Origin of the sequence: Pseudomaricurvus alkylphenolicus (genome assembly GCF_011683955.1) — a bacterium.
Lineage (GTDB): Bacteria > Pseudomonadota > Gammaproteobacteria > Pseudomonadales > Cellvibrionaceae > Pseudomaricurvus > Pseudomaricurvus alkylphenolicus.
In genome coordinates this window covers 489117-513763 of sequence record NZ_JAAQPI010000002.1, presented here as the reverse complement: position 1 = coordinate 513763, position 24647 = coordinate 489117, and the positions used below count along the sequence as shown (strand labels likewise).

The 24647-nt window shown below is 53.7% G+C and carries 16 protein-coding genes; 10 read left to right on the top strand and 6 right to left on the bottom strand.

The annotated features are described in order from the left end of the window. Window positions 1-52 precede the first annotated feature (52 nt). From HBA55_RS07570 to HBA55_RS07550, 5 genes are all read left to right on the top strand, one after another. On the top strand, window positions 53-2242 hold the full coding sequence (locus HBA55_RS07570; RefSeq protein WP_166989011.1) for a TonB-dependent receptor domain-containing protein: 2190 nt from the start codon (window positions 53-55) through the stop codon (window positions 2240-2242). 103 nt (window positions 2243-2345) lie between these two features. After that, window positions 2346-3356, top strand: a complete 1011-nt coding sequence (locus tag HBA55_RS07565; RefSeq protein ID WP_166989009.1) for an ABC transporter substrate-binding protein — start codon at window positions 2346-2348, stop codon at window positions 3354-3356. Then, the gene (locus HBA55_RS07560) at window positions 3353-5713 is read left to right on the top strand and encodes an ATP-binding protein (protein WP_166989007.1); all 2361 of its coding nucleotides are present in this window, start codon (window positions 3353-3355) and stop codon (window positions 5711-5713) included. Before HBA55_RS07565 ends, HBA55_RS07560 begins: the two co-directional genes overlap by 4 nt. Before the next feature lie 461 nt (window positions 5714-6174). Continuing rightward, window positions 6175-7560 (top strand): MFS transporter, encoded by a 1386-nt coding sequence (locus tag HBA55_RS07555; RefSeq protein ID WP_166989005.1) that lies wholly within the window; start codon window positions 6175-6177, stop codon window positions 7558-7560. 128 nt (window positions 7561-7688) lie between these two features. After that, window positions 7689-9116 (top strand): aldehyde dehydrogenase family protein, encoded by a 1428-nt coding sequence (locus HBA55_RS07550; RefSeq protein WP_166989003.1) that lies wholly within the window; start codon window positions 7689-7691, stop codon window positions 9114-9116. A gap of 33 nt (window positions 9117-9149) precedes the next feature. On the opposite strand, the gene HBA55_RS07545 is transcribed toward HBA55_RS07550, so the two are convergent. Continuing rightward, window positions 9150-9800, bottom strand: coding sequence for a TetR/AcrR family transcriptional regulator (locus HBA55_RS07545; RefSeq protein WP_240945946.1), 651 nt, complete (start codon window positions 9798-9800; stop codon window positions 9150-9152). A 405-nt stretch (window positions 9801-10205) separates the two neighbouring features. Here HBA55_RS07545 and HBA55_RS07540 point away from each other — a divergent pair, with 405 nt between their 5' ends. From HBA55_RS07540 to HBA55_RS07525, 4 genes are all read left to right on the top strand, one after another. After that, complete coding sequence (locus tag HBA55_RS07540; protein WP_166988999.1) at window positions 10206-10955, top strand: gamma-glutamyl-gamma-aminobutyrate hydrolase family protein; 750 nt, start codon at window positions 10206-10208, stop codon at window positions 10953-10955. 123 nt (window positions 10956-11078) lie between these two features. Next, a complete protein-coding gene (locus tag HBA55_RS07535) occupies window positions 11079-12413 on the top strand; it encodes a glutamine synthetase family protein (RefSeq protein ID WP_166988997.1) in 1335 nt (444 codons plus the stop codon). A 77-nt stretch (window positions 12414-12490) separates the two neighbouring features. Further along, window positions 12491-13870, top strand: a complete 1380-nt coding sequence (locus HBA55_RS07530) for an aspartate aminotransferase family protein (protein ID WP_166988995.1) — start codon at window positions 12491-12493, stop codon at window positions 13868-13870. A 4-nt stretch (window positions 13871-13874) separates the two neighbouring features. Further along, window positions 13875-14231 (top strand): cupin domain-containing protein, encoded by a 357-nt coding sequence (locus tag HBA55_RS07525; RefSeq protein ID WP_166988993.1) that lies wholly within the window; start codon window positions 13875-13877, stop codon window positions 14229-14231. A gap of 701 nt (window positions 14232-14932) precedes the next feature. On the opposite strand, the gene HBA55_RS07520 is transcribed toward HBA55_RS07525, so the two are convergent. The 3 genes from HBA55_RS07520 to HBA55_RS07510 all read right to left on the bottom strand — a co-directional run bounded on the left by HBA55_RS07520 (window position 14933) and on the right by HBA55_RS07510 (window position 20758). Continuing rightward, window positions 14933-16906, bottom strand: a complete 1974-nt coding sequence (locus HBA55_RS07520) for a tetratricopeptide repeat-containing sulfotransferase family protein (protein WP_166988991.1) — start codon at window positions 16904-16906, stop codon at window positions 14933-14935. Between the two features lie 118 nt (window positions 16907-17024). Next, window positions 17025-19379, bottom strand: coding sequence for a TonB-dependent receptor (locus HBA55_RS07515; protein ID WP_166988988.1), 2355 nt, complete (start codon window positions 19377-19379; stop codon window positions 17025-17027). Window positions 19380-19459: 80 nt separating this feature from the next. Beyond that, window positions 19460-20758, bottom strand: coding sequence for an NAD(P)/FAD-dependent oxidoreductase (locus tag HBA55_RS07510; protein WP_166988986.1), 1299 nt, complete (start codon window positions 20756-20758; stop codon window positions 19460-19462). 294 nt (window positions 20759-21052) lie between these two features. Here HBA55_RS07510 and HBA55_RS07505 point away from each other — a divergent pair, with 294 nt between their 5' ends. Next, complete coding sequence (locus tag HBA55_RS07505) at window positions 21053-21910, top strand: hypothetical protein (protein ID WP_166988984.1); 858 nt, start codon at window positions 21053-21055, stop codon at window positions 21908-21910. Here the strand turns inward: HBA55_RS07505 and HBA55_RS07500 are convergent. Both HBA55_RS07500 and rep read right to left on the bottom strand, forming a co-directional pair. Beyond that, window positions 21894-22562, bottom strand: coding sequence for a hypothetical protein (locus HBA55_RS07500; RefSeq protein WP_166988982.1), 669 nt, complete (start codon window positions 22560-22562; stop codon window positions 21894-21896). The genes HBA55_RS07505 and HBA55_RS07500 overlap by 17 nt on opposite strands. 59 nt (window positions 22563-22621) lie before the next feature. Further along, window positions 22622-24634, bottom strand: coding sequence for a DNA helicase Rep (gene rep / locus HBA55_RS07495; protein WP_166988980.1), 2013 nt, complete (start codon window positions 24632-24634; stop codon window positions 22622-22624). Between the last annotated feature and the right edge of the window lie 13 nt (window positions 24635-24647).

Genomic DNA, 24647 nt, shown 5'->3' with positions numbered 1-24647 from the left:
CGGGACAATCTCTAACAGGAAATCTTCACGGGACAACCATGGCAGGTGCTCGGTGAAAGGCAACAGGCCAGCAGGCCAGAGACGGCGACATAACGACTTGGCGGTGATCCCGGGATTGACTGCCGGTCTGTCGTTGGCCGCTTTGCTGATTGCAACTTTGGTCACTATAAGTGCCGCCATGGCGAGCTTCAGCGCCCGCGCTGACAGTGGCACTCAGAGTTTGCAGGAACACGACTGGAATCACACCATTCCCAAAGTGATCTTCGCCACCCGCCAGCAACAACCCATCACCAGCGCCCCCTCCTCTGTCACGATTATCACGCGGGAGATGATTCAGGCGCAGGGCGCCTTTCATTTGGCAGGGATCCTGCGCCTGGTTCCCGGTTTTCAGGTGTTCTTGAGCAATGGTTCCACATTTGGAGTGACGCCCCATGGGTTTAGCGACCGCGATCCCAGGCGCCTGGAAGTCAGAGTCAATGGCCGCTCCGCGTATTTACCCCAGTTGGCATCGGTGGCCTGGGAATCACTGGGTGTACTCCCCGAAGATGTGGACTATATCGAAGTGGTGCGGGGCTCCAATGTACCGGCTTATGGTTCCAATGCGATTCTTGGCGCCGTGAATATCGTTACCCGCAACCCGGTGGTTGCTGCCGGCAGCCGTATCGATATCACCAGCGGTGACGCTCAAACCCGGATTGCCAGTTTTAGCCACAGTGCCAAACTGACGGACAGTGAACTGCTGTTACGCGGGGCCTACAAAGAAAGTCACGGTTTTGACGGCGTCGATGATGCCGCCCATATGGGCCATCTGGTCGCCAGCGGAGTATTCACCCCCAATTTGAGTCACTCCCTGGAGTTCGAGATGGGCCTTAGCCAGGGTGACTTTGGTGTGGGTGACGGCGATCATCTCGATGAGTTTACCAATGATGACCGCCACGCCTTCTGGGTCAATGGTCGTTGGAAGTACTTCAGCAGTGACGATCAACATTGGAATTTCGGATTGTCCTGGGCGGACTATCGTTATGAAAACAGTCGCCCGGTGTTGCTCTCATCTCTGTTGCAGGTGCCACCTGCCTGGATACCACTCTTGGTGCCAGGGCATGAAGACGAAGCATTGGAACTGGAAACTGGCCGCAGGGATTTCGCGGTATTCAATGCCGAGCTGGAACATCATCTGGAGTGGCAATCGGGCCAGCAGTTGGTGTGGGGGCTGGGTGCCCGGGGAGACCTGCTTCACACGGATCACTTTGTCCGCGGAGATGGCAAGGTCGATACCTGGGTTTATTACCTATTCGCCAACGTCAATAAACCACTGAACCGCCGCTGGGAGATGAACGGTGGTTTTATGCTGGAGAAAAAGAACGGATTCGACGCAGAATTGTCTCCCCGATTGGCTTTGAACTATCATTACCGGCCCGGCCAGCATCTGAGGATCAGTGCGACCCGTGCCTATCGGCAACCGGCTCTGATGGAGTCAGACCGGCTGTGGACCGTCCGTTTTGCAGATGGAGACCTCGTGGATCTGGTTCACAGTTCTGACCCTGATATCGGTTCAGAGCAGGTCGATACTCTGGAAATTGGCTACCTGGGTTTTTGGGGACAGGGGCGCTGGAGCCTTGATATAAAGCTGTTCCAGGAACAGGTACGCGATGCGATCGATGGTATCGATACCAACGAGAATAGCTGTTCTGTCCTCCTCACGGGAATAGAAGCCCTGCTGCGCCGCTATTGCCAAAGCTTTTTTGTGGATGGAGACTACGGTGCACCCTTCGATAAACGGCAACGGGTTTTTACCAATAGCGGCAATTGGGAAACCGACGGACTGGAGGCAGAACTCAGCTATAAACTGGATGACAGCCGCTCCTTGAGACTGACCTATGCCTATCTGGAGAGCGAGGGAAGCAGGATCAAGAGCCTTGAAGATGGCCTGAGTTTTGGTGATTACGAGGACGCTGTACCGCGGCACAGTGCCAGCTTGCTGTTAACGCAGGCATTGGGCAACCACTGGAGATTCAATGGGTTTGCCCACTATGTTGACCAGGTGGCCTGGCGTTCGGGAACGGATGTGGATAGTTACACTCGGCTGGATCTCAATCTGGGCCGTACATGGCGTTGGGCGAACAACGAAGCTGAACTGACCCTGACGCTGCAGAATGTCGCAGATGCTGATTACCTGGAGTTTCAGCGTAACAATCATTTTGGCCGCCGTGCCTTCATCAGCTTTTCTTTGGCGTGGCCATGAGTATCATTGCGATGATGGCCTCAGCGGTATCCACCGGGCAGATTTCACGTTACCGGTGCAGTATATTGGATGTAGTCTCTGATGCAGGAAGCACAGTGAAAGGATGATGATGGAAGTCAAAGGAGTGAAATTCGGTTTTAAGGCGTTGCTGAATAGCTCGTTTGGATTGCTGTTGCTGCTGGTTGGGATGTGGGTGCAGGCCGATGCAATGGTGCCGGCAGCCCGGGAAGCGGCGACCGCCTCCAAGTCGATTACCGTCGTACTCAGCGGCGATTCAGGTCTTTACCAGCGTTCATTGGCGGCATTGAAGCGACATTTGCCGACAACAATGGAAGTCGAATCTCTGACTCTGGAGCAGATCGCTTCCGGCGAACGCCAATTGTCAGCCAATGACTTTGTGGTGACGGTAGGTGCAAAGGCGGCTGAGCAGGTCATGGCTACCGCTACCGAGGCCAGGCAACTTAGTATTCTGCTGCCATCGAGCACCTTTTATGATTTGGCAAAGCAATATCCACAGTCCGCTCAGCGTCTCGACGGCGGTCGCTTATCGGCGATATTCCTCGACCAGCCTGCCAGGCGCCAACTGAATCTGGCGCGATTGATCAACCCGAATCTGAAGGCGATAGGGACTCTCTACGACATTCGCTCCCAGCAGTTGGTTCAACAATTGTCGGAAGTCGCCGGGGGCACGGATATAGAGTTCCGTTCCAGACGCTTATTGCCCAGCGACAATCCGATTGCAGTGCTGCGGGAGATGTACAGAGATATTGATGTCTTCCTGGCCGTTCCCGGTAAGTACATTTTTAACCGCTCAACCGCCAAGTGGATGTTATACCTGAGTTATCGCAACCGTAAGCCGTTGTTGGGATTCTCTGAAGACTACGTCACGGCGGGCGCGCTGGCCGCTGTCTACTCCAACCCCGAGCAAATTGCGGGTGAGGCCGGATCCTGGCTTCAAGAATGCCTTGATTCCGGCAAGCCTCTGCCCCCGCCAAGCCACCCCAGTATTTTCTCGGTATCGGTTAACCGTGAGGTGGCGAGTCGGATGGGGCTCGGTTCTCTGATCGCCGCTCGCCTGGAATCCCAGTTGAAAGCGCAGGAGCAGTTACCGTGAACTTGAGTATCCGCCTGCGTACACTGATATCGGTCATGGTGCCGCTGATGCTACTGGGGTTGATTCTCGGCTTTTATTTTATCAGTGCCCGAATCGATGACGCCCGTGCCGAGCAGGAGGCCGAGGGCCAGCGCTTTGCACAGTATCTTGGTGCCGCCAGTGAATTTAATCTGCTTTCCGGTAACCGCAAGGCACTGCAGGACTTCGTTGATGCCAATACCCGGGTATCGGACCTGGTGAAGTCCATGATCCTGGTGGATAACAACGGCCAGGTGATTGTCAGTGCCGGAGATCGTGCCGATGTGCAGCGCACGCTGGTCTGTTTTTATGACAAAGCGGCCTGTGAGCGATATACCACACGCATGTTTTTCCACAAACCGGTGGTTCCGGAGGGTATATCACTGAGTGAAAATCCGGAGCTTTTGTCGGAAGAAGACCTCGCATCCGAAGAGGAAAGTTACGGTCATATTGCGTTTCTCTACGATACACGCCCGCTGGAGCAACTGCAGCGTACTCTGTTGATCGACGGGTTGCTGATCAGCGCAGCTGCGGCACTGGTTGCGGGATTGATCGCCCTGGTTTCCGCCGAGGCATTTGCGCGCCCGATTTCCAATCTGCTCAGTGTGGTTAAGCGGATCCAGCACGGCGATCTCTCAGCCCGGGCACAGATGTTGGGGGGCGGAGAGCTGCGCCAGCTGGAAGAAGGTATCAATACCATGGCGGTGCAGGTCGAGCAGGCCAATATGGATTTGCAGGCGAAAGTGGAAAACGCCACATCAGAATTACTGCAAACTCTGGCGGAACTGCGTATCAAAAACCGCGATCTGGAAGAAGCGCGCAACAACGCTGAAGAAGCCAGCCGGGTGAAAGATTTATTTCTGGCGCGAATGAGTCATGAGCTGCGTACGCCGCTGTCTTCGGTGATTGGATACTTGCGCCTGCTTGAAGATACCGAAGACCCGGACAAGCGGCGCGAGTACGGAGAGGTGATTGACCAGGCCTCCAGTATCCTGCTCACCACCATTGACGACATTCTCGACTTTATTCGCCTGGAAGATGGCTCCATTCGGCTGGAAAGGCGCGACTTTGATTTGCACAGCTGCCTGCACAACCTGGTATCGATGCAGCAGCCCCAGGCCCAGCGCAAGCAACTGAAGATGGACTGCCACCTTGATGATTCCGTACCCAGGTTTATTCGCGGTGACTCCGTGCGGCTGTCTCAAATTGTGACGAATCTCCTTAGCAACGCCATCAAATTTACCGAAGTTGGTCGTGTCAGCTTAACCGCCAAAGGTATTGTCGCCAGTGCCAATACACTGAGACTTCAACTCAAGGTAAAAGATACCGGTATCGGTATCGCACTCGATCAGCAAAAACAGCTGTTCAAACCATTTGTTCAGGCAGAAGACAGCATATCGCGCCGTTTTGGTGGCAGTGGCCTGGGACTGTCCATTACACAAAAGCTGGCGCAATACATGAACGGTGAGGTATCCCTGGTAAGTGCTCCCGATGAAGGCGTTGAAGTTACCGTGACTGTTGAGCTGCAAACCGCAGACAGTGCCACCGTGGAGATACAAAACACGCCTGTGCCGGCGGCGGGACTGAACCTGAAAGTCTTGGTGGTTGAAGACAATGACCTTAACCGTCAGCTCATTGTTACGCAGCTTCAGGACGCTGGCGCCACGGTCGAGGACACGGCTACCGGCAGTGAGGCATTGGATATTCTCAAGGTAAAACACTTTGACCTGATCTTGATGGACGTTCATATGCCGGGTATGGACGGTATCGCGCTCGCCAGTGCCATTCATTATCTGGGCGTACGTTGTCCGGTGTATGCCTTGACGGCCAATATCACCGGGAGCGAAGAATCCCAGCTGCGCAGTGTGGGAGTAGAGCAAATTCTCTACAAACCCATCGAAGAGTCCCTGCTATGTGAAATACTCAGTGGTCTCGCTCGTTCCGGACCATCGGAGGTCACGGCACCGGTGGTGCCGGTTACCACCCTGCCTGCAGAGGTGTCTGATTCCATTGAAGACCCGGACAGCGATCCGGAGACAACCCGACTGGTGTTGCCAACGGGCATAGAACCGGAGGCGATCTATGAGGAGTTTCACACGTTGCTGCACAATGTGCTCCATTACCTGGAAGAAAAACGCTGGGACCGTCTGTTCGAGGACGCACACAAACTGCTGGGATCCGCCCAAATGTTTACACGAGGCCAGCTTGTGACAATGGTTCTGGACTTGGAAAACGCAGCTCGAGACCAAGACGAAGCCGCCGTTACGTCGAATCTGGCAAGGGTTCAGCACGAACTCAATGAGCTTATTGAACGCAGTGGTCCGGTGACACCGCTCTAGTGTCGTGAATCCGAAGTTCATTGAAAAATTCCCTCGCCAAAAATTGGATAACGGCGTTGGCTGAGCTTGACGTTGCCTGGTTTGCCTTCTGATATTTATTGAATATTAATTCGGTTGTAAGGCTTTTTTTTCTGAGTTAAAGTAGAGCCAACTTCACCATTTCTCTTCTGTTCTCGCTATGGATTATTACATTGCATGGTCGGACTGGGTCAGCACCGCAGCTGTCTGGCAGGACTATTTCCGTGGCGAGGATGCCGATCCTCGCTGACGAGTCTGTTTCTCCCTACCTGTTGACAGGCTTCCGTGTCTGCCGTTTTCCTGCTTGTGTTTCAGACCCGGGTGGCACGGGGGTTCTTATAAAGGCGTAGCTGGCTGAAATCCAGTGACTGGCTTTAGAGGATTCTCATGAATACGTTCAACCGGCATTCCCGGTGGCGATGCATACACAATGGTGATCTGTCATGAATCGATCACTGCAAATTGGACTCTTACTGGCGGTAACGCTACACGCCTTTGATGAAATGGCCCTGGTCATTGCGCTTCCCACCATCAGCAAAGATCTGGGAGGTGGCGAATGGTATGGTGTGACCCTGGCAGCCTACGTACTGGCGGCGCTGGTCTCCACAGTCTGGTCAGGAGACTGGCTCGATCGACACGGTCCCTCGGGCGTGTTTCGCGTGGCCTTGCTGGCGTTCGCTTTGGGCCTCGGCTTGGCCGTGGTATCCGACTCCATGGGGGTGTTTGTCATCGCCAGGGCACTGCAGGGATTTGGTGGTGGCATCGCCTTTACGGTTGCCTATAGCGTGACTAACCGGCTGTGTCCTGAGGAGCACAAATCCCGAATGGTAGCCTGGCTGGATAGTGCCTGGTTACTGCCGTCTTTGCTGGCGCCCGCCGTGGGTGGTCTGCTGGTGGAGCACTGGAGCTGGCGAGGCTTGTTCTGGCTGCAGATGCCACTGCTGGGAGTATTGGCGCTGCTGTTGATGAAGCCCCTGCGCGGACTCGAACGCACACCGCAATCGCCCAATTTCAATGCCTTGTGGAACGCCCTGCGCATCGGTGGCTGTTGTATGTTGATGGTATTGGTGACTTCTACCCCATTAAGCCCATTGTGGCTGCTGGTACCCATCAGCGCTTTGCTGTTGTGGCGTCCACTCAATCGGGCCTTGCCGCAACAATGGTGGCGCATGCGAACCACCCTGCCGCTCTCATTGATTTTGCATGGAGGCATATTCTTCGTGTTCTACGGTCTTGAGTCATTTCTGCCTCTCTACCTGATCGATGCACGGGGTATGGGTGTCACGGCGACGGGGCTGGCCTTTACCGGCGCAGCCTTTACCTGGGTGGCAGCATCGTTTCTGCAGTCGTCCTCGAAAATCAATATGACTCACAGGAACTCTTTACTGTGGGGGCTTGGCTTGTTTGCCTTGGCCATTGGGCTCATGGCTTTGCTGCTCTTGCCTGTGGCGCCCACCTGGACCATCTATCCGGCCTGGGCCATGGCGGGATTTGGTATGGGCTTGGCCTACAACGCTGTGGCAACCGCCGCTATGCTGGCGACCGAACCAGGCAAGGAAGGAGCGACGGCAACTGGCACGGGCTTGATGGACAGCATTGGCATTGGTCTGGCGGTGGGCATAGGCGGGGCCATCAAAAATCAAGTGGGATACCAGGGCGGCGGCCTTGATCTGGCAATGGGCCTGATTGGCGCCCTCATGCTGCTGGTCACTCTGGTGTCCCTGTGGTTGATTTGGAGACGCTTTCCCCAGCTCAACAGCAGCGAGATTTATCGAAATCAGCCGTTGCCCATAGGGCGGGAGAAGACCAAAACTGCTATACCCTTTTAGGTTATTCGAACTGACAAATGGGTTCGATACACTGAATGTTTCTGAACACTGGCCCTGCTAGGGCAAACAACACCAACCGGGTGGCGGAGTACCCGACTGTAGCCGCTACAGACCCAAAGGAGATAGACATGAAAGATTGCAGACAATTCTATATCGATGGCCAGTGGGTTGATCCGATGCAAGCCAATGATTTCCCAGTGGAAAACCCTTCCACCGAAGAGCAGGTAGCCGTCATTACCCTGGGCACGGCAGAGGATGTGGACAAGGCGGTGGCAGCGGCACGCAGAGCCTTTGACAGCTTCGGCTTTAGCAGCCGCGAAGAGCGCATTGAACTGCTGGAAAAGCTGCTGGCGGTTTACAAGGAGCGCTACGATGAAATGGCTGAGGCCATCAGTGTCGAAATGGGAGCACCTGTGGACTTCGCCGCGGCGGACCAGGCCGACTGTGGTCGCGGACATATCGCCACAGCGCTGAAAGCTCTAAAGAGTTTTGAGTTTGAACACCAGAGCGCCAATGCCAGGATTGTAAAAGAGCCCGTGGGGGTTTGCGGTTTTATCACCCCCTGGAACTGGCCAATCAATCAGATCGCCTGCAAGGTCGCCCCCGCCCTGGCGACCGGTTGTACTATGGTTCTCAAGCCCAGTGAAATTGCACCGCTGTCCGCGCACGTGTTCAGCGATATGATTCATCAAGCCGGCTTTCCTGCCGGTGTTTACAATATGATTCATGGTGACGGTCCGGGTGTGGGGGCGGCCATCTCCTCCCACCGCGATATCGATATGGTGTCCTTTACCGGCTCTACCCGCGCAGGTACCGCTATCTCCCGCGCTGCCGCAGATACCGTAAAACGCGTTGCACTGGAACTGGGAGGCAAATCTCCCAACATCATCTTTGACGATACCGATCTGGAAAAAGCGGTCACCCGTGGTGTGGTCCACTGCATGGACAATGTTGGCCAGTCCTGCAACGCCCCCACCCGTATGCTGGTGCCTGCCGATCGTTATGAAGAAGCCGTGGAAATCGCCGCCCGAGCAGCCAACGAAGTCAAAGTTGGCAAGTCAGACCAGCATGGTGATCACATTGGTCCTCTGGTTAGCCGTCCCCATTTTGAAAAAGTTCAGGGAATGATACAGGCAGCCATCGAGGAAGGTGCCCGCGTGGCGGCCGGCGGTCCTGGCAAGCCGGAAGGACTGGAAACCGGTTACTTTACCAAACCCACGGTGTTCGCCGACGTGAATAACAAGATGAACATCGCCCGCGAAGAGGTGTTTGGCCCGGTTCTGGCCATGATTCCCTACCAGACCGAAGAAGAGGCCATCGAGATCGCCAACGATACCCCTTATGGACTGGCGGCCTACGTGCAGAGCGATGACGAAGAGCGCGTCGCCCGCGTCACCCGTCGTTTGCGGGCGGGTATGGTTCGGGTGAATGGTGCCCCCCACATCTACAGCTCACCGTTTGGTGGCTACAAGCAGTCAGGAAATGGTCGCGAGTGGGGCGAATATGGCTTTGATGATTTCCTGGAGACCAAAGCCATTAGTCAACCTATGGGGTGACAGAGTCGCCATAAGGCACTTTTGGGTTGAACATCAGGCCTGGTCGGATTCCTTCGAGGCCTGACTATCGCCCGGAGCATGGCTTTGCACCAGAGCGGCGATCATCGTTTTAAGGTCTTCAAGACTGCGCTTGGAGCGAACGGTTTTCTGCGAAACCACTGACAGCAATACGGCATGGGTGGTTTCAAGGTAGATCCGCCCGACGCGCTCCAGCTCGTTTCGTGAGCCTTTAAGCTGCAGGCGCTCGAAGATATTAGCCAGTTTGGAGATCACCAGATAGTCATGCTCTTCATCGAGACGGCGCAGCTCGGGAATGGCCCACAACGCCTGGGTCAGCGGCAGCACCGCTCGCTGGGCTTTGTAAACTGCCAGCATCCGGTTAATGGCTTTGTCCACAAACTGGTTCGGAGTCATGGTTTCCACCGCAAAGGACTCCATGTCGTTCATGGCGATAGTCATTTCTTCCAGCCAGCGCTCACCGAGGGCATACATGATGGCGTGTTTATTGGGGAAGTAGTGATACAGAGATCCCACGGAGATGCCCAACTCCTTGGCGATCAAAATGGTGGTCAGATCGTCAATGCCCACTTCTTCGAGGAGACGGGCCGTGATATCGAGAATCTGCTGCGTGCGCTCACGGGCGCGTTGCTGAATCGGCTGACGGCGGGGATTTAGCGCATTCATGCGCTTTTCTTGGCGCTCTCTGGGCATCTGTGGGTGTTCTCTCGCAACCCGGCCGGGTGACTGGGGTTGGTAGTTGGGTTTCAAAGGCGCTAATAGTACCGACAAATGGTTCTCGCTCACAGCTTTTTGGTGCGGCGCAATGGGAACCTATTTGCCCTGACGTTCAGGGGTGACGGTTGATTTATCAGCAGCAATTCAATAAACTGAATAATAATTCGGTTTGTTGTCGGGATACTCCCGAATTAACAGCTTAACTCTATGGTTTACACTGAATTATAGACACTTAATAACATGGTCGATATTGGCCATCAGGATTATAAAACCGAATTAATATTCGTTTATTGGTGCGGAATAATGGGCTAAAGCACTTGCGCCAGAATGAATAGACTTGAGGTAAACGAAAATATGACAGACTGCAAACCGTTGAAAATTGGACTGGTTGCCGATTGCAAAATGATTGGCCCTCATCCCTTTCATGCCATTGGTGACAAATACATAAGAGCTGTCACTGAAGCTATGGAAGCCATTCCTGTGCTTATCCCGGCTATGGGTGACAGGCATCTGCTGGAAGCCTTTCTGGCCGATATCGACGGTTTGCTGTTAACCGGCTCTCCCAGCAACATAGAACCCCATCACTACAATGGTGAAGTGGCCAAAGAGCCAATGCACGACCCGGCACGTGACGCCACAACTTTGCCTCTGATTGGTATGGCACTGGAAGCGGATGTACCGCTGCTGGGAATCTGTCGGGGTTTCCAGGAGATCAACGTTGCCATGGGCGGCACCTTGCATCAGCGTGTACAGGAACTGCCAGGAATGATGGACCATCGTGAAGACCCGGAACAACCACTGGAGGTGCAGTATGGACCCGCGCACCCGGTAACCTTGGAAAGCGGCGGTTTGCTGCAAACGCTTAATAACGCAGATCGCGCTGAGGTGAACAGTATCCACCAACAGGGAATCCACAAGCTGGCGCCCGGTTTGGCGGTCGAAGCCCGTGCAGAAGACGGACTGATTGAGGCGTTTCGAGCTGATCTCGGCGAGCGTTTTATTCTGGGCGTCCAGTGGCACCCGGAGTGGAAAGTGATGAACAACCCCTTCTACCAGAGCATCTTCGGAGCCTTCAAATCCGCCTGCGAGAAGCGTCGCCGCTGAGGTTTAACCCAGCGGCGTAACTCAACTACTCTGAGAAGTACCCTATCGATGACAATACATTAACGCGGCCTGGCATCCCATTGGAGCCACCGCACGATCGCACTGCGATAGCAAAGGCATACTATGGATACCATTAATCACTGGCTCAACGAGCACAACATTACCGAAGTTGAATGTCTGGTGCCGGACATGACCGGCAATGCCCGGGGCAAGTTTGTTCCGGCGGACAAATTCTACAAAGAAGAGACACGGCTGCCTGAGAGCATCCTCCTGCAGTCGGTCACTGGCGGTTACCCGGACGAATACGACGATATCCTGGGGGTCACGGACAGTGACATGTTTCTGCGCCCTGATCCCGGCGCTATGCGCTTGGTCCCCTGGGCCAAAGACCCGACGGCTCAGATCATTCACGACTGTGTAACCCGCGACGGCGAGTTGCATCCACTGTCCAGTCGCGGTGTCTTAAAGCGGGTTTTATCGCTGTATGAGCAGGAAGGTTGGAAACCTGTTGTTGCTCCGGAAGTGGAGTTCTATCTGGTGCAACAGGCCACTGATCCCGATTCTGAACTCAGGGCTCCGGCTGGACGATCCGGGCGCGCTGAAGTCATGCGTCGCTCCTATACCATTGACGCCATCAACGAATTCGATCCGTTGATTGAAGACATGTTCGATTACTGTGAGGCGATGGGACTTGATGTTGACTCCCTGATTGATGAGACCGGTGCCGCGCAAATGGAGCTGAATTTTCTTCACGGTGATGCGTTGAACCTGGCTGATCAGGTGTTTACCTTCAAGCGCACCTTGCGCGAAACAGCCATGCAACACGGTGTGTTTGCCACCTTTATGGCAAAGCCGATGGAGAAAGAACCAGGCAGTTCCATGCACATCCACCAGAGCATTGTGGATGCCAATACCGGCAAAAATATCTTTGTCGATGGCGCCGGTAATGAGAACCAGCTGTTTCGACATTATATCGGTGGCCTGCAGAAATTCACTAAACACGCGATGCCTTTCTACGCGCCCAATGTGAATTCCTATCGCCGTTTTACCCGGGATATCGCGGCACCGATTAATCTCAATTGGGGATACGACAATCGCACCACCGGCATTCGTGTGCCGGACAGTTCACCACAGGCGAAACGCGTAGAAAACCGCTTTGCTGGCGTTGATGTGAATCCTTATCTTGCGTTTGCGGCGACTCTGGCCTCGGGATTTCTGGGTATGAAGTTGCAGATTGAACCCAGTGCACCCTGTGAAGGCAACTCCTACGATGAGGATATCGAAGTCGCTCGTACCCTGGAGCACGCGGCTCGCCTTCTCGACGAATGTCAGGAACTGCGCGACATTCTGGGCAACACTTTTGTCGATGCCTATGTTGCTGTTAAGGCGTCGGAATACGAAGAGTTTAACAAGGTGATCAGCTCCTGGGAGCGTGAACATCTGTTGCTTAACGTCTGACCCCGTTTACCCAATCCATTTAAAATTTGAATACATTTATGGCCCCGTTTCCGACGGGGCCACAGAGAGGTATTACCATGACTAATACAGAGCAATTACAAAAACTTGATCGTCAACACCACTTGCACCCGTTTACCGACCAGGGAGATTTAAATCAGCGCGGCACACGAATTATCAGTCGTGCGGACGGCGTTTATTTGTGGGATAGCGAAGGGCACAAGATGCTCGACGGCATGGCAGGACTCTGGTGTGTGGCCGTTGGTTATGGCCGTAAGGAGTTGGCCGATGTCGCTCACCAGCAGATGCTGGAGCTGCCTTACTACAACAGCTTTTTTCAATGCACGACTCCTCCGGCAATTTTACTTGCCCGGAAGTTGGCGGAAGTCGCCCCTGAGCATGTCAACAATGTGTTTTTTACCGGTTCCGGCTCCGAGTCCAATGACACGGTGTTGCGTTTGGTAAGACATTACTGGGCGGTGCAGGGCAAGCCGGAGAAATCCGTCATTATCAGCCGTAAGAATGCTTATCACGGCTCGACGGTTGCAGGTGCAAGCCTGGGTGGCATGGGCTATATGCATAAGCAAGGTGGTCTGCCAATTCCCGGTATCGAGCATATCGATCAGCCCTACTGGTTCGCAGAGGGTGACGATCTGTCGCCGGAGGAGTTTGGTTTGCAGCGCGCCCGCCAGCTGGAAGAGAAAATTCTGGAACTGGGTGTGGATAAAGTGGCTGCATTTATCGGTGAACCCCTGCAGGGGGCTGGCGGCGTTATTATTCCGCCGTCTAGCTACTGGCCGGAAATTCAGCGTATCTGTGACAAGTACGGTATTTTGTTAATTGCTGATGAAGTGATTTGTGGATTTGGCCGTACCGGTAATTGGTTCGGTTCTGAAACCTTTGGAATCAAGCCCGATTTCATGCCTATCGCCAAAGGGTTATCCTCCGGCTATCTTCCAATCGGTGGTGTTCTGTTTAGCGATCGCGTGGCAGAGGTATTGAAGACCGATGGTGGTGAGATTAATCACGGCTACACCTATTCCGGTCACCCTGCTGCGGCTGCAGTGGCACTGAAGAATCTGGAGATCATACAGGAAGAAAATCTGGTCGAACGGGTTGCAGAGGATACCGGGCCTTATCTACAACAGCGCTGGCAGGAACTTGCCGATCATCCGATTGTGGGAGAAACCCGCGGTGTGGGTTTGGTTTGTGCATTGGAGTTGGTGAAGGACAAGTTCACTCGTGAGCGTTTGGCTCCTGATGGTAAAGCCGGTGGACTGTGTCGTGATTTCTGTACCGCCAACGGTCTGATTATGCGGGCTACGGGCGACATCATGCTGATTTCACCTCCGTTGGTGATCACCAGAGATGAAATTGATGAGCTGATTGAAAAAGCCAAGAAGTCTTTGGACGATACTTTGGCTGCTATTGAAAAAGGAGCGCTGGAAGACGATGAGTAATGGAATGAGTGTCGATAAGATTTCGATGATTGGTTGTGATCGGGTTGACTCAGAGTCTTATCTTCCCGATGCCGAGAAGATTGTCGAGGGTAATCCGGCTCAAACGCTTTGGCACTGTTACGACAGTAAGGATCAAACCTTTGGTGCGGGCATATGGCAGGGTGAGCCTGGCACCCATCGCGTGAACTATACCGAGGAAGAGGTTTGCTTCTTGTTGCAAGGCCGCGTTGTTGTAACGGATAACGAGGGCAATACCAAAGAACTCAATCAGGGAGATATGTTTGCGATTCCGGCTGGTTTCCAGGGCACATGGACAACGATTGAATCGGCCAAAAAGCTCTACGTTATCTACGAAAAATAGGGGCTTTATGTAGCATTAGATCGTCCGCTGGGTGCCATAACCGGAAGTTGGCAGGCAGCCCTTTCGTGCGCTAGTTCGAGTGGTATTTGAATGAGTTGTGTGCCACGCCCCGGCCCGATGGGGTGCCCCTTTCCAGAACGGGTCGCAGCCTCTGCGCGTTGGCCCGATCGCTCCGAGACTCGCTGGGAAACGCTCAAAACTCTCCGCGAAAACATCGGGCCAACGCGCAGAGGCTAAGCGCGCCCTGAGTGTTCTGGAAAGGGGCACCCCATCGGGCCTTAATCCTGAGAAATAAATGCGTTATCGAGAAATCCGTACCTATTATTGTCGGATACTTCTCCATACTACCGGTTCAAAGCTGCGACGTTTAGAACGAAAAAGTAGGCCTACCTCGGTCTAAAGGGTGGCTGGGTGTTCGTTTGAGGCGCATTTAAGCGGACGCTGAAGGAGTCAGGGAGACAAGCGTTTTTTGCTTGGCTCCCTGGGGACTGAAGGGAGGCAGGAGGGCCGGCCGCGCGCGCCTCAAACGGACACCCAGCCGCCCGTTGTGGCACAGAACCAGCAGCCCCTTTCGCCCTCTCCGCAAAGAAAAACCTCTATCAAAAAACCAAATTCCAACGGCAGCTTATGGCACGAAGCGGGGTTAACCAAAGTCAAAATTCAAGCGAGCTTCCGATACACCGAAAGCCCCAAACTACAGATTAGTCAGCCAACCGACCCAATATTTCTCTCATGGGAGCAAGCTCCGTTTCGAAGTTCTTCCAATAGGCCAAAGCCGATCGGTAAATGGGTTTGCGTACCTGCTCAGAACTTGAAGTGACAACAGCCCTTTCGGTCTTGTGGAAAGTGAGGCAATCTTCTTCAAACGGCAATTCACAGAAATCCAGTACTTTGCGGACATTGGTTTCCAGATCTTCTACTACTGACTCATACTGGACATCCAGAATTCGCCCGGGCATGACTTGGTGCCAGTGCTTCACCAGTCTGTCGTAATCCACATAGTAGCGAGCCAGATCTGCCTGGCTGTAAGTGAACTCCTGTCCCATTGCCCAAAGCTGTTTAAAGCAACCCAGACAGGAGTCCATCGGGTGCCGTCGGGCGTTTATGATTTTGGCATTGGGAAAGCACAGTGCAATCAAGCCGGCATAGAAAAAGTTGTTGGGCAATTTGTCGATAAAATAGGACAGACCCTGCTTACGATGAAAAGCGGCCTTTTGCAGATATTGATCACGAATATGTTGAAGCTGTTGTCGGGTGAGTTCCGTCAAACCACGGGGGAATGGCAGAGAAGCCATGGCTTGATTGCCAAGATGTAAACTGCGGGCAAGTCGAGGTATATAAGACAGTTCCTGGGTGCCTTCCACCTGTGAATGGCTGGCAAGAATCTGTTCCTGTAGTGTCGAGCCGGAACGGGGCAGGCTGACCACGAAAATGGGCGTTACGCCTGAGTCATCGGTCAGCCGGTTTTGCTGATAAAAGTCTTCGGTGAAACACTCGATCAGTTCATCGGTTTCCAGTCGGTTCTTTTCTGCACTATAGCCAACGTATTTCTTCTGTAAGCGATTGGCACTGTCGTATGCCTCAAACGCCTGGCTATATTGTTGTCGATGTTCCAATGCTTTCCCCAGGGCATATCCAAAATACACCCGGTTTTTATCGCTTAGTGTGGTGGAGCTCAACATCGTCTTCATGGTTCCCACTTCGGTGTCTGAGAAGGAGAATGTCTTCATATCAGACAGTGACCAGTAGGCTTCGCCATAGCTTTCATCGGTATTAATACAGCGGCGCAATATTTCGATGGCCTGCTGCTGTTGGCCAATGGTTTTTAGCGCAAAGCCGAGTTGTGACATGGCCTGGGTAAATTCCGGTTGGGCAGCCAGCGCTTGCTGCAGTATGTCAATGGCTTTGTCGTAGTCGTACTGTTTGCTGTAGGCATTGGCGGTCAGGACCTGGGTTTCCCCAATGTTGCGATTGATTTCCCGGCTTCTCTGCAGACTTTTTAAAGCCTCTGCGGGTCTGTCCTGGAAAATCTGCGCCCGTGCCAATCCATTCCAGGCGCGGTGGCTTTCGGGAATACGTTGCAGAATGGTTCGGAAGAGCTTTTCCGCACGGATGGCTTTATGTTCGGAAACGGTATAGTCAGCCAGCAGGGAGATCACCACCAGATTACCTGGGTCTGCCTTCAAAATGTCCTGACAGCGGGCTTCCATGGCGTCAAACTGTTTTTGTCGGTAGAGCTCTAATGCTTCCTCCACAGAGGCTTTGATGTCTTCACGCTGCTGCAGTTGCGGGGCCAGCGCAGCGGCAGCCTCTTCATCACCGAGGCCCTCCAACACATCGTAGAGTACTCGTCGAGCACTATGAAGGCGCTTGTCCAGCTTAAGGGCTTGCTGCAGGTGTTCTCTGGCGTCGTTCAGTTCTTGCTGCTGATACAGCAGTTTGCCCAGATCGGCCTGTGCGTGAGCGTAGTCGGGGGCCAAACTCAGGACTTTTTCGAAGCTCTTGCGGGCGAGATCAAGATTTCCCTTCTGGTGGTGAATTTGCGCCGACAGACGCAAACCATTGACGTCATTGGGGTTGATAGCCAGCAGCTTTTGACAGCCGTTCTGTGCGGCGTCGAATTCGCCCTGTTTAAAGTGTTCGAGCGATTGAAAGAATATCTCGCGAGGATTCATAGGCTCGTGATTCACAACATTGGATTCGCAATATCTACCCGAAAGTATTGCACCGCACGGGGGAGAAAAAAAGGGCCGGTGGTTACCGGCCCGTGGAAGCGTCACAGAGGAGACAAAATCAGAATTGGTAGCCGAGATTGATACCAATGCGTCGGGGTTCAGTCATGCCAATCTGGTGTGCCGGCAGGTTGGCCTCTGCAGCTACCGGTGTGCCGTAGTTAAATTCATCGGTAAGATTGTTTACCCACAGGCTGGCACTCCAGTTTTCGTCACTTTGATAGCCGATACGCAGGTTGGTCTCATTGAACGATTCGGTTTCGTAGGTACCACTACCACTGAAGTCGCCAAAGCCGGGTGAGCCACTGAGGTAGAAATTCTCCAGGGTGATGTAGGCATCACCGTTTGCCAGGGGCAGGTTGTAGGTGGCGATCAATGCCGAGCTGAAGTCAACGGAGCCCGGCAACTGGGCGTCCTTGCGGCAACCTACGGATTCACAGAAAACATCATTGGGCTCTTCCAGGGCCGTATCAGACCAGGCAACTCCCCAGTAGATGTCCAGATTTTCAGTGGGCAGAACCCGCATGCTCACTTCGACACCCTCACCCACGGCATCACCGGCGTTGGCCAGGCGAATTTGCGATCCGATCGCGTAGACGGCCTGCATGCCGTCAAACTGGTAGCGGTAGTAACTGGCGTCAAACTGCAGGCGATCATCCCACCACATGGATTTCAGGCCCACTTCAAAGCTGACAACTTCTTCCTCGTCAAACTCGCTCAGTGTGGCACCAAATTCAGAGGCGTCAGCACCGTCGACATCGGCGGCGGTCAGTCCCTCTGGAAGTGTCAGGTCAAAGGTGTTAAACCCACCGGCTTTGTATCCGCTGGAAAGGTTCACAAATGCTGACATATTTTCATCGACTTCGTAGTTGAGGGCCAGGCGCATGGAAAGGTTATCCCAGGTGCGGTCACCCTCGACAAAGTCTGAACTGTAGAATGGAAAGCTGTACCAGAAGTAATTGCGATCCGCACCACCAAATCTGGTTTTAAAGTCACGGCTGTCTTCGGTATAGCGGGCACCAACAGTCACGTCTAACTTATCAGTTGCGGCCCAGGTGGCGTCGCCATAGATGCCCCAGCCTTCATAGTCGCCCTCGGCGTCCACCGAGTCGTTGCGTACACCGATACCCGGGCCGTAATCAGAGTAGCCGATGTATTCATAATAGCTGTTGCAATCGCTGACTTCGTCTGCGGCCTCCGGTGCACCAGCGTCACCCGCATAAGCGGCGAATATGCTCTCGCACATTGCATCTTCATCGTAAGTCTGGTCGAAGCGGGCTTCGATTTCCTCACGGTAGGTCGAGACACCGAGGAACCAGGTGACCGCTCCCTCACTGTCATAGTTCAGGCGAAATTCCTGGCTGAAATAGGATTGCTCTTGCTCCTGAAAATAGCTGAACAGGTGCGCGCCGGTACCATCGAAGTCTTCGACATAGGTGTAATTGTGACCACGCAGACCGGTGATGGAAGTCAGACTGTAGTGATCGCTGAGTTCAAATTCGAGATTAAGGCTGGCACCCCAGACTTCCCCTTCATCGCGCAGTTGGTCGCTGGGAATGTCGGAGCGAATCTGGTCTCTGTCACCAGTGATGGTATTGAGTCCAAGGCGCCCCAGTCCTGCGGAAATACCGCTTCCATCGTCGTAAGCCCGGTAATAGCTGGGCGCGACCAGACGATCTTCGTATTCCAGTACCAAGGTGCCGGAGAAACTGTCACCTTCATAGCTAAAGCTGGCGCGTCCGGCAAAAACATCTTCCCCACCGATATGACCACCGTCTTCCAGGTTCTTGATCCAGTCGTCTTGCTGGCGGTTATACACAGCAAAGCGCGAGGCCAGTTGATCTGTTAAAGGAACATTCAGGACACCCACAAATTCCTGATATCCGTCTTCGCCAAGGCCCAGTTCCACACTGCCGCCAAAGTCTTGCTCAGGCGCTTGGGTATGCATGCTGATTGCGCCGGCAGAGGCGTTGCGGCCAAACAGGGTACCCTGCGGCCCTTTGACCACTTCAACACGGTTCATATCATAGAGGCTGGTCACCGCACCACCGGTGCGACCGAGATAGATGCCATTCTGATAGGTACCCACTGAGGGCTCGGCGCCAATGCCAAAACCGTTAGTGCTGATACCACGGATGTTGATGGAATCCATAAAGCTGTCGTTGCTGTCACCGGACATGCCGGGGGTCATGACGGCGATTTGTTTGGCGTCCTGCATCTGCGCGTTCTTCATCATTTCGCCACTAAAGGCGGATACGCTGATGGGCACGTCCTGCAGGCTCTGTTCACGTTTCTGTGCAGTGACTATCACTTCTTCGATAGCCCAACCGTTTTCTTCAGCTATGACGGATGCACTGAGCGTCATGCCAATGGCCAGGGGCAGTGCCCGATGTCTGAAACAGCGGCTTTTGTTCATCTTTCTCTTCCTCTATAGGGTAGTGTTGATGTTCTCTTTGTTCTCATCTGTAAACAGATTGTGGTTATCTTGTAGTGGGTCTAGAGTTTGTCTCTCAGTGAGTAATAAAGCATGCCCGCCACCAGCCCGGGCCAGCGCAGCAGCGTGCCGCCAGGAAAGGTATGGGTGGGGTAATCGGCCATCACGTCAAAGCGCTCGGCGGTTCCGGCAACCGCTTCGGCCAATAGCTTGCCGGCCATTGTGGCGGTGGGAACGCCGTGTCCGGAATAACCCTGGGCATAAAACACATTGTCGCTGAGGCGACCAAAGTGCGGCATGCGATTGAGGGTGATGGCCAGTGTGCCGCCCCAGGCGTAGTCAATGCGTGTATTCTGCAGTTGGGGGTAAACCCGCAGCATATATTTGCGCACGAAAGACTTCATATCCCTGGGAAAACGACTGGTGTAATTCTCACCGCCACCAAATAACAACCGGTTATCACCGGACAGCTTCCAGTAATTGATGACGAACAGGGAATCGGCCACGGCCGTATCGTCCCGGATCAGTTCACGGCAAAGTTCATCACTGAGTGGCTCGGTGGCAAGCACAAAATTGTTTATGGGCATGATCTTGCCTGCCATGCGCGGCTCCAGTTTGCCCAGGTAGCCATTGCAGCCCAGAACCACAAATTTGGCCTTCACTCTGCCTCTGGCTGTGGTGACAATGGGGTTGCTGCCATCGCTGTAATTCACAACCCGGCTGTTTTCGAAGATACGAACGCCGGCGTCGGCACAGGCTCTGCCCAGACCCAGTGCAAAGTTGAGGGGATGCAGATGGCAGGAAAAGCTGTCCAGGGTGCCACAATGGTAGTTGTCCGAACCAACGAGCTGGCGGACTTCATCCTTATCGACAAAACGAATGGCGTCGTAATCGTAATTCTTCTGCAGAAACTCAGCCTCCTGCAGGTACTCGTCGCGCAGGCTGGCCTTGTGGGCTGTGTGCAAGATACCGGGTTTCAGGTCGCATTGAATCTGATGTTTCTCGATCAGATCTTTTACCGTTTGTACGGCTTCCAGACTCAGATCCCACATCATGCGCGCTTTTTCCCGGCCGACTTTGGCTTCCAGGGAGTGCTGATCCAGACGCTGGCCCGTACCAACGTGGCCTCCGTTACGGCCAGAAGCCCCCCAGCCTACTCGCTCGGCCTCCAGCAACACCACCTTGTAGCCTCTTTCGGCCAGGTGCAGGGCTGAAGACAAGCCCGTATAGCCTCCCCCGATGACGCAGACATCCGCATCGACTTCCCCCTCTAATGCAGGAAAGTCGCGCAGGGCATTGGCGCTGGCGGCATAGTAGGAGTCCACGTGCCGACTGAGTGGACTGGGGGCAATGGCTGTCATGCAGAACCTCTGGTTAATCTCTACTGGCTAAGGGTATTCCCGAGCGTGGGAATCAAAAGTTATCCGAATTAATATTCAGTAATATTTGAATAATACTTCGGTTTGTGGCTAAATCATAGACACCTCTTGAGCGATTGGCAACCATTGGTTTTGCGCTTAAAAGGCTGTTGCGAAGTCGCAGCCTGGATGGTTATAAATGATGGTTATAAATAAGAGCTATAAAACGCCGACTTTTGGCCAGGCGCCAAAAGTCAGGACTAAACTGATAGAGCGAATTGAGAGAGTAAAGGCTGAATGAATATGGTGGATACCGGAGCGACCCAACGTCGCCCCCTACCCTGGTTTCAGATATTCAAGTACACGGTGTATGGATTGTTGATGTTCAACACCTGGCAGTTTTTTCTGGAAGATTTTGGGGCAAGCCAACACTTGTTTAACGGCGGAATCACCTGGTCCACCCTGATTGAGGGTTACGCCGCCACCATTGATACGGCATCCTGGGTGTTACTTCTGTTGCTGTTCGAACTCGAGACCTCCATTCTGTCTGACGAGCGACTGCAGGGGCGGGTGAAGTGGTTTGTCGGGGCTGCCAAAGGGGTCTGCTATGGATTTATTCTCTATTCGCTCTATGGGTACATCAGCAAATTCATACTGATGCACAATTTTGAGCCTTCGACCATCACCGATCTCTGTTCCCACTTGCCTCAACAGCTGGCGTTTATGACCAGTCTTAACGAGTTCACATCGCTGACTGCCGCCAATTGCGCCAGCCTGCCCTCTTCCAGCCAGTTCTTCTCTCTACCTGAAACCCAGGCGGTAGCTGACAGTAACAGTCTGCAATTGGCTCAGAACCTCGCAACCGTTGACGTGGTAAACGCCAGTAATTGGGTATTGATTGTCATTATTCTGCAGATTGACGTCTTGCTGCAGCTTCGCGGGCAATTAACCGGTCACTTTATGAAAGTCACAGGTGTGATTAAAGCCATCCTCTATACCGTACTGATAGGGTGTGCTGTTTACTGGGGCTTTGATGGCAGTTTTCTGGACTTTTGGGACGCGTTTTTGTGGATCGTCGCCTTTGCCTTTATTGAACTCAATATCTTTGAGTGGCATGCAGAAACCGAAGAAGAGGCGATTAAAGAGGCCGGTTGAGCCTCTTTTTATCGAGCTCATCGACTCGCCGGCTAAAGGTGATGTCGCGCTCGGTTGCAAATACCGCGCGCTGGATCGTCATGTGCAGCTGTTTGATACCCACGGCAAACTGGCCCGATGGAGAGCCATCGACCCGCACGGCCAAACGATAGGATTTGCCCGGTTGAAGTTGTTTTGGCGCTGGCGACACACTTAACACCGGGTATTGGTTACCGCGGCTATCGGTGACTTCAATCAGATTATGGTGGGAGAGCTTTGCCGGCACCTCCTTGCCATAGCGGGACACATTCACATCCAGATAAAACACGGTCTGGGAGCTGTGGCGGGTGTTCTTGCCGACCTTTTGTTTGCTGTACTCCGTGACCACCTGATGCAACTGTACATCCAGGCTCTGAGTGCGTACCTGTTGCTTGGCCACCATCGGAGTGTTGCCAATAAACTCCCATTGGCCGTCATCCTTGAGCTTCACGCGGGTGCCATCTTCGCTGGTTGCAAAGCGATCATTGGACAGGTATTCCCAGTTACCGTCGGATTTGAGTAGCACTTTACGGCCATCGTCCGCTGTTGCCCGAATGTCCCCGGCTGAAGTCAGACAAGGCAGAGAACTAATTAACACGGCGGATAACAGGTGAGGCAAGCGACTGGCGGTCACGAGGGCGATCCTTCTTTTGGTGAACAGGTATTGAGTAGGGGTATTGCTGCATGGACACCTTAAAGGCTGTCGAGCAGACTGTCGAGAGTGGCGCGCCCCTTGGCCAGGTTTTTCTCGGGGCAATTGTCGCCAAAGCCTTCGCGCTCTATATCCTCCTCGGGCAGCTCTTCCAGAAAACGGCTGGGAGTCGTTTCCCAGATTTCGCCGTACTGTTTGCGCTTGGCAGCGAGGGTCATGTGCAGCACCTTCTTGGCGCGGGTAATCCCGACATAGGCCAGGCGACGTTCCTCTTCCACATTGTTGTCTTCGATACTGGAGCGGTGGGGCAGCAGGTCTTCTTCCATGCCGACGAGAAACACGTAGGGGAACTCAAGGCCTTTGGAGGCGTGCAGGGTCATCATCTGCACCTGATCAAACTCCTCTTCTTCCTCTGACTGACGCTCAAGCATGTCACGCAGCATCAGTTTATTGATGGCGCTTTCGAGACTGCCGCTGCCGTCTTCCGCGTCGTCCCGCTCAATGATGTTGCGGATGGAATCGATCAGGTACCACACATTTTCCATACGCTTTTCCGCCACTTTGGGACTGGAGGCGTTCTGATGCAGCCAGGATTCATAGTCGATATCTTCCACCAGCTCGCGAATCGCAGCCACGGGGTTTGAACTGCGGCTATTGTCCGACACCTGCAGCAACCAGTGACTGAACCGCAGGATTCTGTCCAGACTCTGTTTGGATATGTGGCCCTGTACACCGAGTTCCTGGCAGGCACTGAACAGGCTGATTTCCCGTTCGTTGGCATATCGACCCAAGGCTTCCAGTGTGCTGGTGCCGATCTGGCGGCGTGGTGTATTGATGATGCGCAGGAAGGCATTGTCGTCGTCAGGATTCACCACCAGCCGCAGGTAGGCCATGATGTCCTTGATCTCAGTTTTGGAGAAAAATGAGCTGCCGCCACTGATGTTGTAGGGAATCTGGTGTTGTTGCAGCTTCAGTTCCAACAATCTGGCCTGATGGTTGCCTCGGTAGAGAATGGCAAAATCCCCAAACCGCGCGCTGCGTGTCTGTCGCTGGGTAAAAATCTCAGTGGCCACCCGCTCGGCTTCCGAGTCCTCGTTGGCACAGCGGATAAGCCGCAAACTCTCTCCCATACCCATGTCACTCCAAAGGGCTTTCTCAAATTCGTGAGGGTTATGGGCGATGAGGTGATTGGCACATTTCAGGATTCGGCTGGTGGAGCGGTAGTTTTGTTCCAGTTTGATCAATCTGAGGTTGGGGAAATCCTGGCGCAACAATGCCAGGTTCTCAGGCCTGGCACCGCGCCAGGCATAGATAGACTGATCGTCGTCTCCCACCACGGTGAGGGCGCCTCGATCACCAATCAAGAGTTTGACCAGCAGGTATTGGCTTGAGTTGGTGTCTTGGTACTCGTCGACCAAAAGATATCGAATCTTGCTCTGCCAGCGTTGCAGGACCTCGGGGTGGTCCATAAACAACTGGGCCGGGATCAGGATCAGGTCATCAAAATCGACGGAATTGTAGGCCAGCAGAGCGGAGTTGTACTGCTTATAGATAAGCGCAATTCGTTCTTCTCCCGCGCTTTGGGCTCGGCTGAGGGCATGATCCGGTGCAATCAGATCATTCTTCCAGTTAGAGATCTGGTGCTGCACAAGATCCAGGTGGTCGGAATCCAGATCACCATCCTTGAGCATCAACTCTTTTAGCAGAGATCTGGCATCTTCCTGGTCAAAGATGGAAAAGCCGGGTTTGAAACCGAGGGTTTTCAGTTCGCGCCGAATGATATTGAGTCCGAGGTTGTGAAAGGTGGAGACGGTCAGGCCCTTGCTGGCGCTGCCTCTGACCAGGCCGGAGACCCGTTCTTTCATTTCCCGAGCGGCCTTATTGGTAAAAGTCAGCGCCGCAATGTGGCGGGCTTGCAGACCACATTCCTCAATCAAATAGGCAATTTTACGGGTGATGACGCTGGTTTTGCCGCTGCCGGCACCCGCGAGCACCAGACTGGGGCCGTCAATGTAGTGCACAGCTTCGCGCTGGCGCGGATTCAGTTTGGCCATATCACCCTGGAAA

Excerpts from the sequence above, each read along its gene's own strand:
- HBA55_RS07565 (WP_166989009.1), top strand. The coding sequence starts at position 2,346 with ATGATGATGGAAGTCAAAGGAGTGAAATTCGGTTTTAAGGCGTTGCTG.
- HBA55_RS07555 (WP_166989005.1), top strand. The coding sequence starts at position 6,175 with ATGAATCGATCACTGCAAATTGGACTCTTACTGGCGGTAACGCTACAC.
- HBA55_RS07550 (WP_166989003.1), top strand. The coding sequence starts at position 7,689 with ATGAAAGATTGCAGACAATTCTATATCGATGGCCAGTGGGTTGATCCG.
- HBA55_RS07545 (WP_240945946.1), bottom strand. The coding sequence starts at position 9,800 with ATGAATGCGCTAAATCCCCGCCGTCAGCCGATTCAGCAACGCGCCCGT.
- HBA55_RS07540 (WP_166988999.1), top strand. The coding sequence starts at position 10,206 with ATGACAGACTGCAAACCGTTGAAAATTGGACTGGTTGCCGATTGCAAA.
- HBA55_RS07535 (WP_166988997.1), top strand. The coding sequence starts at position 11,079 with ATGGATACCATTAATCACTGGCTCAACGAGCACAACATTACCGAAGTT.
- HBA55_RS07530 (WP_166988995.1), top strand. The coding sequence starts at position 12,491 with ATGACTAATACAGAGCAATTACAAAAACTTGATCGTCAACACCACTTG.
- HBA55_RS07525 (WP_166988993.1), top strand. The coding sequence starts at position 13,875 with ATGAGTGTCGATAAGATTTCGATGATTGGTTGTGATCGGGTTGACTCA.
- HBA55_RS07520 (WP_166988991.1), bottom strand. The coding sequence starts at position 16,906 with ATGAATCCTCGCGAGATATTCTTTCAATCGCTCGAACACTTTAAACAG.
- HBA55_RS07515 (WP_166988988.1), bottom strand. The coding sequence starts at position 19,379 with ATGAACAAAAGCCGCTGTTTCAGACATCGGGCACTGCCCCTGGCCATT.
- HBA55_RS07510 (WP_166988986.1), bottom strand. The coding sequence starts at position 20,758 with ATGACAGCCATTGCCCCCAGTCCACTCAGTCGGCACGTGGACTCCTAC.
- HBA55_RS07505 (WP_166988984.1), top strand. The coding sequence starts at position 21,053 with ATGAATATGGTGGATACCGGAGCGACCCAACGTCGCCCCCTACCCTGG.
- rep (WP_166988980.1), bottom strand. The coding sequence starts at position 24,634 with ATGGCCAAACTGAATCCGCGCCAGCGCGAAGCTGTGCACTACATTGAC.